The organism is Mesorhizobium sp. RSR380A (assembly GCF_054719385.1).
The window spans coordinates 3,609,133-3,622,431 of record NZ_JBTTIB010000001.1 but is presented as its reverse complement, the minus strand read 5'-3'; the positions used below and the strand labels follow the sequence as shown (position 1 = coordinate 3,622,431).

The following is a 13,299-nucleotide window of genomic DNA, read 5'->3' as shown; positions in this document are numbered from 1 at the left end:
TGAAGATTGGCGAAACCGGGAGGAACAGCCAATCTCCCCGCTTGAGGGGGAGATGTCCGGCAGGACAGAGGGGGGTGCTTGGCGCAAACCTCAATCATGCCGGCTCGTCCATCAAATGCAAATGCTCGCGGTTGAACGTCAGCACCACCGCTTCGCCTTCCGCCGGCAGCTTTGTCCCGGCCGGCACGATGGCGTGCAGCCTCAAGCCGTCGGCGTCGAGCGCCAGCCTGGTCGTGGCGCCGAGATAGTTGGTTCCGACCAGGCGCGCGGCAACCCCTTCGCCTTTCGCAATGCTGCCGATGCGGATCGATTCGGGGCGCAAGCTGCCCCAGCGGTCCTGGCCGGAATAACGCTGGACGAAATCCGGCGGCAACACATTGGAGGAGCCGACGAAATCGGCGACGAAGCGTGTCCTGGGCCGCTGGTAGATGTCTTCCGGCGTGCCGATCTGCATGATCTTGCCGTCATTGAAGACGGCAACGCGGTCGGCCATCGACAGCGCTTCGCCCTGATCATGGGTGACGAAGACGAAGGTGATGCCGAGCGCCTTCTGCAGCGACTTCAGCTCTTCCTGCATGTTCTCGCGCAGCTTGAGGTCGAGCGCGCCGAGCGGCTCGTCGAGCAAAAGCACCTTGGGCTGGTTGACCAGCGCACGGGCCAGCGCGACGCGCTGGCGTTGGCCGCCGGAGAGCTGGCCGGGACGGCGGGCGCCATAGCCGGGAAGCCGCACCAGTGACAATGCCTCTTCCGCCGCCTTCTGCCGCTGCGGCTTGGCGATGCCCTTGACCATCAGCCCGTAGGCGACATTGTCCAGCACGTTCAAATGCGGGAACAGCGCGTAGTCCTGGAACACCGTGTTGACGTTGCGGCGATAGGGCGGCACGCCCTCGGCGCGGTCGCCGAAGATCGAGATCGAGCCCGATGTCGGCTGCTCGAAGCCGGCGATGAGGCGCAGGCAGGTAGTCTTGCCGGACCCCGACGGACCAAGCATGGCGAAGAACTCGCCCGGCACGATGTCGAGATCGACCGCATCGACGGCGCGCACGCTGCCGAAATGGCGAGAGACTTTCTGGAAGGAAACGGCCGAGGTCATGGGCTGTCCTGATCTGTTGCCGGTTTGTGGTTCGTCGAAATAGCTCTTGCCGCCACCAATCAGGCCAGCGGGCACGGCACTTCACCTCCCCCTCGATGGGGAGGTCGCGGCGAAGCCGCGGGTGGGGGTGACTAGCACCGGACGTCAGCGCTGCCCCCACCCCGACGCTGCGCGTCGACCCTCCCCACAAGGGGGTGGGTTAAAGGGAGCTCAACGCCCGCCGATGACGCCGATATAGTCGGACACCCAGCGGTAGTAAGGCACGCACTGGTCGTTCTGGGTTGCGCACTTGGAGACCGGGGTCTTCCAGAACTTGATCTTGTCGAAGTTCTCGTAGCCGTTGGTCTTGCAGCCTTCCTCGCCGAGCAGCTCGTTGCCCTTGCAGGCAGCGGGCACCACGGGGAGCGAGCCGAACCAGGCCGAGACATCGCCCTGGACCTTGGGCGACAGCGAATGCTCAAGCCACATATAGGCGCAGTTGGGATGCGCGGCGTCGGCCTCCATCATGGTGGTGTCGGCCCAGCCGGTGACGCCTTCTTCCGGCACGGTCGAGGCGACCGGCTTCTTGGCGGCAACCAGCGTGTTGACCTGGTAAGGCCACGAACCGGAAGCGACGACGCCTTCGTTCTGGAAATCGTCGACCTGGATGGCGGCGTCATGCCAGTAGCGGCCGACCAGCGTCCGCTGAACACGCAGCAGCTCGAGCGCTGCCTTGTACTGGTCTTCGTTCAATTCGTACGGGTCCTTAATGCCGAGTTCCGGCTTGTGGAACATCAAATAGTTGGCGGCGTCGGCGATGTGGATCGGGCCGTCATAGGCCTGGACGCGGCCCTTGTTGGACTTGCCGTCCGGCAGGTTCATTTCCTCGAAGACGACGTTCCAGCTCTTGGGCGCTTCCTTGAAGACATCGGTGTTGTACATCAGGATGTTCGGGCCCCACTGATAGGGAACGCCGTAATGCACCTTGTCGACGGTGAACCAGGGCGCATCCTTCAGACGGTCGTCTACCGCCTTCCAGCTCGGGATGAGATCGGTGTTGATCGGCTGCACGCGCTTGCCGGCAACGAGGCGCAGCGATGCGTCACCCGAAGCGGTGACTAGATCGAACCCACCCTCATTCATCAGCGAGACCATCTCGTCGGAGGTGTTCGCGGTCTTGACGTTGACCTTGCAGCCGCTCTCCTTCTCGAAGGAGGTCACCCAGTCATAGCCCTTGTCGGTTTCGCCGCGCTCGATGTACCCCGGCCAGGCAACGATGCTGACCTCCCCTTCGCCCTTGCCAAGTTCCTTGACCTGGGCGACGGCCTGACCGGAAAAGGTCAGCGCGACCGTCAAGGCGGTGCACGTCTTCAGGAATGAATTCATCGTCAATCTCCCATTTTGGCGCCTGACTGCGAAGCGAGTCGCCGCCGCGGTCAGCCGCAGGCTGAAAAGCGTCAGTTCATCCGATGGCACGTTGCCGCTCTGATGGCGGCTTTCGTCCCTGACATCAAAAGTGCTCGGAAAATTCTGGTTTCGCAAATTCATTTATCAGAAACGCGATATCGGTTTTTCCGATAGATAACCACGCACCCTATCAACGCTGCTGGCGTACCATACGCTGCGACTGGGCAAGGCCGATGAAGTCGCGCGACGCCTGCGGCAGACCGGAGCCGCGGCGCCAGACCATGCCGACCTGGACGACCGGCAGGGAACCCGAAATGTCGCGCGATTCGATGCGGTCGCCTTCCAGCGACCACGGCCGGTAGACTAGGTCGGGCAGCAACGCCACGCCCGCACCTGTGGCGACGAGGCTGCGAACGGCTTCGACCGAGCGGGTGCGAAAGGCGACATGCGGCCTGGCGCCGATCGCCGCCAGAAGCTTGCCGGTGTTCTCCTCGATCTCGTCGACGGTCAGCATGATCAGCGGCTCGCCGGCAATGTCGCCTATGCCGATAATGTCGGCGCTGGCCAGCTTGTGGCCGAGCGGGACCCACAGCCGGTAGGCCGAGACCTCGAGGATTTCCGACTGCAGCGCGGTGCGGTCGCGCAAATTGGAGGTGACCATGACGGCAATGTCGAGCTTGCCGCCGATCAGCAGATGTTCGAGATAGTCGCCATTGTCCTCGATGGCCGAGACATCGACGCCGGGATAGGCGCGGCGGTAGCGCGCCAGCAGATCGGACAGCACATAGCCCGCGACCAGCGAGGTGACGCCGAGCTGCAGCCGCCCGCCGGCCACCACCTGGTCGTCGGAAAAAGCGCGGCGCGCGTCGGAGACGTCGGCCAGGATCTTGGTCGCATGGCGCAGGAACTGGTGGCCTTTGTGGGTAATGTTGAGGCCACGCGGATGGCGCTCGAACAATTCGACGCCGAGATCGCTCTCCAGCTCCTTGATCGCCTCGGTGACCGAGGATTGCGAGATGGAGAGGTTTTGTGCGGCGCCCGACACCGTGCCTTGCTCGGCGACGGCAATGAAGAACTGCAGCTGACGGATGGTGAAAGCCATGGCCGGACTAAACACCGGCGCGACGGGCAAGGAAAGCCGAAGGCGAGCCTTTTACCCGTACGGCTTGAGGCGCCTCCTGTCAGCCGAAGCCGAGGCGCCGCCGGCAGGCAGGACCGTAGCGAAGCGCGAGCATAAAAGCCGTCTCCAGCGCCAAAACGATGACGATGATGCGAAAGCCGATGGCATAGGAATCCCGGCCGCTGCCGCGCATAAGGTAGCCGGTGACGAGGAAGCCGGTGTTCCATAGCGTGGCGCCGAGCAGCGTCGCCGCCGCGAAGGGCAAGAGTGGCAGACGGAGCGCGCCGGCCGCGATCGGCAGATAGTTGCGAACCGTCGGGATGAACTGCGCCAGCAAGGAGACCCGGACATGATGGCGGCGATAGGCCTGACCAAGCTTGCTGTAGGTCGCATAGCGCAAGCAGACATATTTGCCGAAACGCTCGACCAGCCTGTCGGCACGATCCAATCCAATCCTACGGCCCACACTATACCAGACAAGGCAGCCTGTGATGGCGGACAGCGTCGTCACCAGGAGCAGAATCGCCAGCGCCAGGAGATCGGAGGCTGCCGTCATGCCGAGGAACAGCAGCAGCACATGCGAGGGCGGCAGCGGCAGGATCTTTTCTGTGAAGGCGAGGCAGGCGACGCCGAGCAGGCCGAACCCCAGGATCGCCGACAGTGGATCAGTCATGCGAAGCGCCAGTCATAGGTTTTGAGGTTCTTGATCCTGGACACCTTATACACCGTCATACACCGTCGCTGGCGGAAAGTTGCGGAATGTCCGGCCAAGCCGGGTCCGCTTCCAGGTCGGAGCGCGCAAGCGTCCAGGCCATGAGGAAAGACAAGGCATCGTTTGCAGCATGGTGACCTCATTGCTGATGCGGGCGATTCGCCCGGCCCGCATTTCGACGAGGCGCTGTTTGCGGCTGCCAAGTTGCATGGACATTGCGAAGAGCGGGATGATTGAAAAACAATTTTTCACCAGAACGACATCTTATGCGGCCGGCGACGCGGCTCGCATGATGCACAACATCGCCTTCGTGGTATCGGGTAGCGGCATGGGCCGGGATCGCGGCGCGCCAGTCGCTGGTGTTTGGCTAGGCCGCAGCGATGCTGAGGCGCGCTCCAGCCTCGGCAAGTGCCGAGGCAATGTCGCGCGGCGGCGGCTGGTCGGTGGCGAGTTCGGAAAAACCGTCGAAGCCGCAGACCTGGACTAGACCCTGGCGACCGAACTTGGTGTGGTCGGTGATGACCAGCGAGCGCTGGCCGCGCGACAGCACCATGCGGGCGAACTCCGCCTCTTCCAGATCGTAGTCGGCAAGGCCTGCGGCGGCATCGACGGCGCCGATCGAAATCACCGCATGGCTGACCGAGAAGCGGCTGACGAAATCGATCGCCGAGGCGCCGAAGGCGGCTCCGGAATCGCTGCGCAATTCGCCGCCGGCCATATAGACCTTGTTGCCGTTGACGGTGGCCAGCGTGCGGGCGATGTCGGATGAATTGGTGACCACGGTCAGCCGCCGGTGGCCGAGCAGTTCGCGGGCCAGGAACGAGGTCGTGGTGCCGGTGTCCAGCATGACCGATTCACCGTCGCGAATGGTGGCAGCGACCATGCGGGCGATCAGCCGCTTGGCCTCCGCATTGTCGCGCATGCGCCGCTCGAACGGCGCTTCGCCGGCCATCGACGGCAGGCCGATGGCGCCATGCATCTTGAGCACCGAGCCATTGCCGGTCAAAGGCTTGACATCCCGGCGCACCGTTTCAAGCGAAACCCCCAGCCGGTCGGCGAGGCTGGCAATGGTGACGGTGCCCTCTTCCTTGAGGAGGCGGAGGATTTCGCCATGCCGTTTCGAATGGATCATCTGGCTTCCTGAATTTGCGGCCTGCCCGGTTTTAGGGCAATGCCGCCGTTTTTAAAGGAATTGCTCGTGGTTTCGGGCAAAACACCCAAAAAAAGTCACAACATTTCATTGACAGTTAGGTAGCACTGGCGTGACATTGACGGCGTGACAGCTTCGGAACTGCCACGGGAGGGTGATGGCAGAGCCGCAATTCACGGACCGGACCGTCTGGCCAGACCGTCTGGGTTTGAACTGGCACAAAAGTTTCTCAAATCCGCGGGGCGGAGACCGGGTATCAAAACCTGGCCAGAGGGGCTCGTCGGTGCGGCGCGGGATAGGAGTTCCTGCGTCCCGCACCGACGAGATTTTTTGCGTTTCCCAACGCTCGTTGCGCGGCGCATGGCGCCCAGGAAAGCTCCGCAAAAGTCAGGGATGGCCCCGTGACTGCTGAAGACCGCATCCGGGCCTTGCCTTGCTGGAATGGCAGCATCGACATTGCGCCGCTGCCGGGCGGCCTCAGCAACGCCAACTATCTGGTCAAGGACGCGGCCGGGCGGCATGTCGTGCGCTTCGGCCAGGACTATCCATTTCACCACGTCTTTCGCGACCGCGAGGTGATGACGGCCCGCGCGGCGCACGCCGCAGGCTTCGCGCCGGCGGTCCGCCATTCCGAACCCGGCATCATGGTCACGGAATTCCTCGGCGCGAAGACCTATGTCGCCGAGGATGTGCGCGCCAATATCGGCCGCGTCGCAGCGCTTATGCGCGGGTTCCATCGCGAGATGCCCAATCACATCTCCGGCGCCGGCTTCATGTTCTGGGTCTTCCATGTCATCCGCGACTATGCGCGAACGCTGAGCGAAGGCGGCAGCCGCAAGCGCGACGAGCTGCCCAGGCTGCTGGCTCTGGCCGACGAGTTGGAGCGGGCCCAGAAACTGCTGCCGATCGTCTTCGGCCACAATGATCTTTTGCCGGCAAATATTCTCGACGATGGCGACAGGTTGTGGCTCATCGATTTCGAATATGCCGGTTTCAACACCGCGATGTTCGATCTTGCCGGCGTTGCCTCCAACGCCGAGATGAGCGACGCAGAGTCCTTCACTTTCCTCACGGCGTATTTCATGCGCGAGCCGGATGAGGCGATCCGCCGCTCGCACGCCGCCATGCAATGCGCCTCGCTGCTGCGCGAGGCGATGTGGAGCATGGTTTCCGAACTTTACCTCGACGCGCCCGGCATCGACTACGTCGCCTACACCGCGGAGAACCTGACGCGGCTTGACGCGGCGCTGGACAATTACCGCACGAAATACGGGACACAGTCATGAGCTTGCCCACGCATGCCGGCATCGTCGTCATCGGCGGCGGGATTATCGGATGTTCGACGGCCTATCACCTGGCGCGCGACCACAAGGCCGATGTCGTGCTGCTGGAACAGGGCAAGCTGACCTCGGGCTCGACCTGGCATGCGGCCGGGCTGGTCGGCCAGTTGCGCTCGTCGGCCTCGATCACCCGCGTGCTCAAATATTCGGTCGAGCTCTACAAGGGACTGGAGACTGAGACCGGGCTCGCTACCGGCTGGAAGATGACCGGGTGCCTCAGGCTTGCGACCAATGCCGACCGCTGGACCGAATATAAACGGCTGGCGACGACGGCCAGGAGCTTCGGCATGGACATGCAGTTGCTGTCGCCGGGGGAGGTCAAAAAGGTGTGGCCGCTGCTGGAGACCAGCGACCTCGTCGGCGCCTCCTGGCTGCCGACCGATGGGCAGGCCAGCCCCTCCGACATCACGCAGTCGCTGGCCAAGGGCGCGCGCATGCATGGCGCGAAGCTGTTCGAGGATGTCCGCGTCACCGGATTTGACATGACGGACGGGCACATCACCGCGGTGAAGACCAACAAGGGCGACATTGCTTGCGACAAGGTGGTGAACTGTGCCGGGCAATGGGCGCGCCAGGTCGGCGCGATGGCCGGCATTTCCGTGCCGCTGCAACCCGTCAAGCACCAGTACATCATCACCGAGAAGATCGACGGGCTGGCGACCGACGCGCCGACAATCCGCGATCCCGACCGCCGTACCTATTTCAAGGAAGAGGTCGGCGGGCTGGTGATGGGCGGCTATGAGCCGAACCCACAAGCCTGGACGACCGGCCTGCCCGGCGGCGATGTCCCCGATGACTGGGAGTTCCGCCTGTTCGACGACGACTACGATCATTTCGAACAGCATATGAGCCAGGCGATCGCGCGCGTGCCGGCGCTGGAGACGGTCGGCGTCAAGCAGATGATCAACGGGCCGGAGAGTTTTACGCCGGACGGCAATTTCATCCTCGGTGTCGCGCCCGAATGCGCCAACATGTTCGTCGGCGCCGGCTTCAACGCCTTCGGCATCGCTTCCGGCGGCGGCGCCGGCTGGGTGCTGGCGCAATGGGTTGTCGATGGTGAAGCGCCGCTCGACCTTTGGGTGGTCGACATCAGGCGCTTTTCCAATTTGCACCGCGACCGGCAATGGGTCAGCGATCGCACGCTGGAAGCCTATGGCAAGCATTACACGATCGGCTTTCCGCATGAGGAGTACGTCTCGGGCCGGCCGCGCATCGTCTCGCCGCTCTACGAGCGGCTGAAAGCGCACCGCGCGGTGTTCGGCTCCAAGCTCGGCTGGGAACGGCCGAACTGGTTCGCGCCGCAGGGCGCCAGACCCGAAGACATTTATTCCATGGGCCGGCAGAACTGGTTTGGCCCGGTCGGCGAGGAGCATCGCCATGTGCGCGAGAAAGTCGGCATCTTCGACCAGTCGTCCTTCGCCAAATACGAAATGACGGGTTCGGATGCGGCCAAGGCGCTGGACTGGATCTGCGCCAACGATGTCGCCAAGCCGGTGGGACGGCTGACCTACACGCAGCTTCTCAACACGCGCGGCGGCATCGAGGCCGATTTGACGGTGGCCAGGCTCGCCGAAGACAAATTCTACATCGTGACCGGCACCGGCTTCCGCACGCATGATCTCTCCTGGATCGGCGACCATGTCGGCAAGGGTCTCGACGTGACGCTGAAAGATGTCACTGAGGATTTCGGCACGCTGTCACTGATGGGACCGCGGGCCCGCGACGTTCTGGCTGCCGTGACCGATGCCGATGTCTCGAACGCCGCCTTCCCGTTCGGCCATATCCGCGAGATCACGACTGCCGGCCATACGGTTCGGGCGCTGCGCGTCACCTATGTCGGCGAGCTTGGTTGGGAATTGCATGTGCCGATCGCCGCCACCGGCGAGATTTTCGACACGCTGATGGCGGCAGGCAAGCCGCACGGCATCCGGCCGATCGGCTACCGGGCGCTGGAATCACTTCGGCTGGAGAAAGGCTACCGCGCCTGGGGCTCCGACATCACCCCCAACGACACGCCTCAGGAGGCCGGCCTCGGCTGGGCGGTGAAGCTGAGGAAGAACACCGATTTCGTCGGCCGGCGGGCGCTCGAAAAGATTAGCGGCGCCGACCTGAAGAAACGCTTTGCCGGCTTCACGGTCGACGATCCCGAAATCGTCCTCGTCGGACGCGAGACGATTTTGCGCAATGGGGAACCGGTCGGCTATCTCACCAGCGGCGGTTATGGCTACACGCTGGCTAAGAACATCGGCTATGGCTATGTCCGCAACGCCGATGGCGTCAGCGACGATTTTCTCAGCTCAGGCTACTATGAGCTGGTGGTCGCGATGGAACGGACGCCGGCGAAGATCCATCTCGAACCGATGTACGATCCTTCGATGAGCAGGATCAAGGCATAGCCCGAGCCCGGATTTGAGGTCAAAGGATTCAGCTCACGCGCAGCACAAGGCCGCGGCTGGGCACGGTATCCGCCTCGCCCGGCATCGAGACATAGGGCGCCGTCTCCTCGGCGGGGACAACCCTGCCCTCAGCTTCGAGTACAGCGATGCGTTCGGCGAAGCCGGCGTTCCACAGCGTGTTCTTGATGGTCAGCACGATGACGCCACCGGGACGGCAGATGCGGATCAGTTCATCCAGTCCCCCGGCGCCGACATGGCCGGAGGTGAAAACGCCGGCCGAGACGATGCCGGCATAGGCATTGTCGGCAAAGGGCAGCGGGCCGCCGAGCGCCAGGCAATGCAGCGCCGAATAGACGCCCTTTGCCGCCGCCTTGGCCAGCATGCCTTGCGAAATATCGAGCGCTTCGACCTGGGGATAGCCGGTGATGGCCAGCCACTCGCCGATCAGCCCGGTGCCGGCCCCGGCATCGAGAAGCGGGGCCGCGCCGCGCGGCAGATGCCGTGCGAGCAGGGCCAGGCAGATCGTCGGATGGCGGTAGCCGGCGGCCGACATATCGGCATCGTAGGTTTCCGACCAATTGTCATAGATCGCGGCGACGTCCTCGGGCCGTTGCGCCGCATAGGCGGCGCCAAGCCCGCCATGATCCTTGTCGTCCGCCATGGCTGTTTCTCCGCCAGCTCGCTGCTCACCCTGGAACCGATGATAGCCAAACGGCGAAAACTGTGGAACCGTTGTCGCAAGAAATAGCACGCCAGGGGCAACAGGCATGGGGACGGACGAGGCACGCGCAACACTTGCGGCGATTCCGGCGTTGGCGGGCTATGATGGGCCGCTGAAACGGCTGGGCGGAATGACCAATCTCGTCTTCCGGGCCGGTGATATCTGCCTGCGTATCCCCGGCAAAGGCACGGAGGAGTACATCAACCGCGCCAATGAAGCGGTGGCGGCGCGTGAGGCGGCCAAAGCCGGCGTCAGTCCCGAGGTGCTGCATGTCGACCCCGCGACAGGCGTGCTGGCGAGCCGCTTCGTTGCCGGCGCAGTGACGATGTCGCCGCAAAAGTTCAAGCTGCGCGCCGGCAGCCCGGCCCGCGCCGGCGAAGCCTTCCGCAAGCTGCACGCGTCCGGCGCGGTGTTTCCGTTCCGCTTCGAGCTGTTTGCGATGATCGACGACTATCTCAAGGTCTTGTCGACCAAGGACGTTGCCTTGCCGCCGGGCTACCACGACGTGGTGCGCGAATCCGACACCGTGCGTGCGTCCCTTGCCGCGCATAGACTGCCGCTTGCCGCCTGCCATTGCGATCCGCTGTGCGAGAATTTTCTCGATACGGGCGAGCGGATGTGGATCGTCGACTGGGAATATTCGGGGATGAACGACCCGCTCTGGGATCTCGGCGACCTCTCGGTCGAAGGCCGATTCGACATCGCGCAAGAGGAAGAGATGATGCGGGCCTATTTCGGCGGCGAGGCAAAACCGGCCGACCGCGGCCGCGTCGTTATCTACAAGGCGATGTGCGACCTGTTGTGGACGCTGTGGGGGCTGATCCAGCTTGCCAACAACAACCCGGTCGAGGATTTCCGCGCCTATGCCGACGGCCGCTTCGCCCGTTGCAAGGCGCTGATGGAAACGCCTGAGTTTTCACGGCATCTGGCGGCAGTGCGGCAAGGTTAGGTCAATTCACGCCTTTCGGCACGTTCTCCGGCGGCACGACTGTTTCGACCACCTTCTGGCGGTGGAAGATGAACAGGCCGGCGAGCACGACGATGGCCGAGCCGATCAGGATGCGCGGTCCCGGCACGTCGCCGAAGAAGGCCAGGCCGAAGATCACCGCCCATAGAAGTAGGCTGTAGTGCAGCGGCGCCAGCGTCGAGGCAGGGGCCAGTTTCAGCGCCCTGGTAATCATCAGATGCGCGCTGCAGGAGACGATGCCGAGCAGGAGCATGGCGCCGAAATCGAGTGCCGACGGCGCCTTCCAGGCGCCGATGGTCATCACGGCGCCAACCAGCAGCGTGCCGATCGTCTGCCATGTGACCAACGTGGTGTCGCTGGTGCCGCGCAGGCGGCGGCTGAGGATGATGGCGAAGGCGAAGGCGATGCTGCCGACCAGTGCGAACAGCGAGGACTGCGAGAACGCCGCCGAAGAGGGCTTCAAGATGATCAGCACGCCGCAGAAGCCGACCAGGATGGCGGCCCAGCGGCGCCAGCCGACCTTTTCGCCGAGCAGGAAATGCGACAGCGCCGCCACATAGATCGGCCCGGCCATGTAGAAGCTCATCACATCGGCCAGCGGCAGATAGACGACGGCGGCGTAGAACAAGGCTGTGTCGACCGTCGTCGCCACCACGCGCAGAAGCTGGAGGACTGGCCGCTCCATCTGGAACAGCTTTGCGGCGCCCTGGTTGGCGATCATCGGGCCGAGCACGATGAAGGCCCCGATCGATCGGATCAGCACCACCTGCCCCACCGAGAAGCTGGCGACCAGCCATTTGCCCATCGCGTCGTTCAGCGCGAACATGAAGTCGCCGGCCAGCATCAAAAGGATGCCGGCCAAAAGCACGTTCCTGATGGTAAAGGTGCGGACGAGCGACTGGGCCATGCGGCTCCCTAGCTGCAAGCGGCCGCTTTGACGAGGCAAATCGGTAAGACCAGCGGCGGAAATCGGCTGTTTCTACGCAGCTTTGTGCCGCCGGTTCACCTGTCCGGGACGGCCGGCGATCGACAGCCGTGTCTCCTGCTTCGTGCGCTCGGCCACCACCTTGCCCCTGGCGACGACGCACAGCCGTTCGGCACGCAGCCTCAAGGCCTCGATCGGGTTGCCTGCATCGAGGATGACGAAGCTGGCGCGCTTGCCCACGGCAAGGCCGAGATGATCGAGGCCCATGATGGCGGCGTTGACGTTGGTGACCATGTCGAAGCAGCGCGCCATGTCGGCAGGGCTCGACATCTGAGCGACGTGGAGGCCCATGAAGGCGACGTCGAGCATGTCGGCGGTGCCGAGCGAATACCAGGGGTCGAGAACGCAATCCTGGCCCCAGCCGACGCGGATGCCGAGCGCCTGCATCTCCTTCACCCGGGTCATGCCGCGGCGTTTGGGAAACGTGTCGTGGCGGCCCTGCAGCATGATGTTGATCAGCGGATTGGGGATCGCCGAGACACCGGTCTCGGCGATCAGCGGCAGCAGCTTGGAGACGTAATAATTGTCCATCGAGTGCATGGAAGTCAGGTGCGAGCCGGCCACCTTGCCCTGCAGGCCAAGGCGCTGCGTCTCATAGGCAAGCTGCTCGATGTGGCGCGACAACGGATCGTCGGTCTCGTCGCAATGCAGGTCGACCATCAGCCCGCGCTTCGCCGCGATTTCGCAAAGTTCGGTGACCGAGCGCGTGCCGTCGGCCATGGTGCGTTCGAAATGCGGGATGCCGCCGACGATGTCGACGCCCATGTCGAGCGCGCGCAGCGTGTTCTGGCGCGCCGTCGGCGAACGGTAGAAGCCATCCTGCGGGAAAGCGACCAGTTGCAGATCGATATAGGGCGCGACAATCTTCTTGACGTCGAGCAGCGCCTCGACCGCCAGCAGCCGGTCGTCGCAGACATCGACATGGGTACGGATGGCGAGCAGGCCCATCGAGACCGCCCAGTCGCAATAGGCGAGCGCCCGCTCGCGCACCGCGTCATGGGTCAAGAGCGGCTTCAGTTCGCCCCACAGCGAAATGCCTTCCAGCAGCGTGCCCGAAGCGTTGATGCGTGGAATGCCGTAGGACAGCGTGGCGTCCATATGGAAATGCGGATCGACGAAGGGCGGCGAGATCAGATTGCCACGGGCGTCGATCGCCGTGCCGGCGCTGACATGCAGTTCGGACTCGATGGCGACGATCGTCTCGCCGATGATGCCCAGGTCGGCGACGGTGCCGTCGGGCAGCGTTCCGCCGCGCACAACAAGGTCGAAATCCATCTGTCGTCATCTCCCTGCAGATCAGTCGCCGCAATCGTGGCGCAAAAGACACCGTGCCGCAGCCGATTGTCTCCGCGACAGCGAAAGGTTCCATCCGGCCACAACTCGCTCTATAAGCCGCCTTTCGCCCCGGTGGCGAATCCGAAATTCGTCA

Annotated in this window: 11 protein-coding genes; 3 read left to right on the top strand and 8 right to left on the bottom strand. The window is 63.7% G+C overall.

Features of this window, described 5'->3' with window-relative positions:
• Positions 1–94: 94 nt before the first annotated feature.
• From ACYG9Z_RS17505 to ACYG9Z_RS17485, 5 genes are all read right to left on the bottom strand, one after another.
• The gene (locus ACYG9Z_RS17505; RefSeq protein ID WP_023692631.1) at positions 95–1,093 is read right to left on the bottom strand and encodes an ABC transporter ATP-binding protein; all 999 of its coding nucleotides are present in this window, start codon (positions 1,091–1,093) and stop codon (positions 95–97) included.
• Positions 1,094–1,303: 210 nt separating this feature from the next.
• A complete protein-coding gene (locus ACYG9Z_RS17500; protein ID WP_023692632.1) occupies positions 1,304–2,458 on the bottom strand; it encodes an ABC transporter substrate-binding protein in 1,155 nt (384 codons plus the stop codon).
• A 211-nt stretch (positions 2,459–2,669) separates the two neighbouring features.
• Positions 2,670–3,581 carry a LysR family transcriptional regulator gene (locus ACYG9Z_RS17495; protein ID WP_023673412.1) on the bottom strand — a complete coding sequence of 304 codons (912 nt, stop codon included), beginning with the start codon at positions 3,579–3,581 and terminating at the stop codon, positions 2,670–2,672.
• A gap of 79 nt (positions 3,582–3,660) precedes the next feature.
• Complete coding sequence (locus tag ACYG9Z_RS17490) at positions 3,661–4,272, bottom strand: DedA family protein (protein ID WP_023685101.1); 612 nt, start codon at positions 4,270–4,272, stop codon at positions 3,661–3,663.
• A 406-nt stretch (positions 4,273–4,678) separates the two neighbouring features.
• Positions 4,679–5,443 (bottom strand): DeoR/GlpR family DNA-binding transcription regulator, encoded by a 765-nt coding sequence (locus ACYG9Z_RS17485; RefSeq protein WP_023685103.1) that lies wholly within the window; start codon positions 5,441–5,443, stop codon positions 4,679–4,681.
• Between the two features lie 419 nt (positions 5,444–5,862).
• On the opposite strand from ACYG9Z_RS17485, the gene ACYG9Z_RS17480 reads away from it, so the two are divergent.
• Together ACYG9Z_RS17480 and ACYG9Z_RS17475 are read left to right on the top strand one after the other, a co-directional pair.
• Entirely contained in the window at positions 5,863–6,747 is an 885-nt protein-coding gene (locus ACYG9Z_RS17480; RefSeq protein ID WP_023703531.1) for a phosphotransferase family protein, read from the top strand.
• Positions 6,744–9,197: a GcvT family protein gene (locus ACYG9Z_RS17475; RefSeq protein ID WP_023738141.1), complete on the top strand. Its 2,454-nt coding sequence runs from the start codon at positions 6,744–6,746 to the stop codon at positions 9,195–9,197. The genes ACYG9Z_RS17480 and ACYG9Z_RS17475 overlap by 4 nt, the downstream gene beginning before the upstream one ends.
• Positions 9,198–9,225: 28 nt before the next feature.
• Here ACYG9Z_RS17475 and ACYG9Z_RS17470 read toward each other — a convergent pair whose 3' ends face one another.
• Complete coding sequence (locus ACYG9Z_RS17470) at positions 9,226–9,858, bottom strand: class I SAM-dependent DNA methyltransferase (RefSeq protein WP_023738140.1); 633 nt, start codon at positions 9,856–9,858, stop codon at positions 9,226–9,228.
• A gap of 106 nt (positions 9,859–9,964) precedes the next feature.
• Between ACYG9Z_RS17470 and ACYG9Z_RS17465 the strand changes: the two genes are divergently transcribed.
• Positions 9,965–10,867 carry a phosphotransferase family protein gene (locus ACYG9Z_RS17465; RefSeq protein WP_023738139.1) on the top strand — a complete coding sequence of 301 codons (903 nt, stop codon included), beginning with the start codon at positions 9,965–9,967 and terminating at the stop codon, positions 10,865–10,867.
• Between the two features lies 1 nt (position 10,868).
• Here ACYG9Z_RS17465 and ACYG9Z_RS17460 read toward each other — a convergent pair whose 3' ends face one another.
• Complete coding sequence (locus ACYG9Z_RS17460; RefSeq protein WP_023738138.1) at positions 10,869–11,792, bottom strand: DMT family transporter; 924 nt, start codon at positions 11,790–11,792, stop codon at positions 10,869–10,871.
• Between the two features lie 72 nt (positions 11,793–11,864).
• On the bottom strand, positions 11,865–13,145 hold the full coding sequence (locus tag ACYG9Z_RS17455; RefSeq protein ID WP_023712614.1) for an amidohydrolase family protein: 1,281 nt from the start codon (positions 13,143–13,145) through the stop codon (positions 11,865–11,867).
• Positions 13,146–13,299 lie beyond the last annotated feature (154 nt).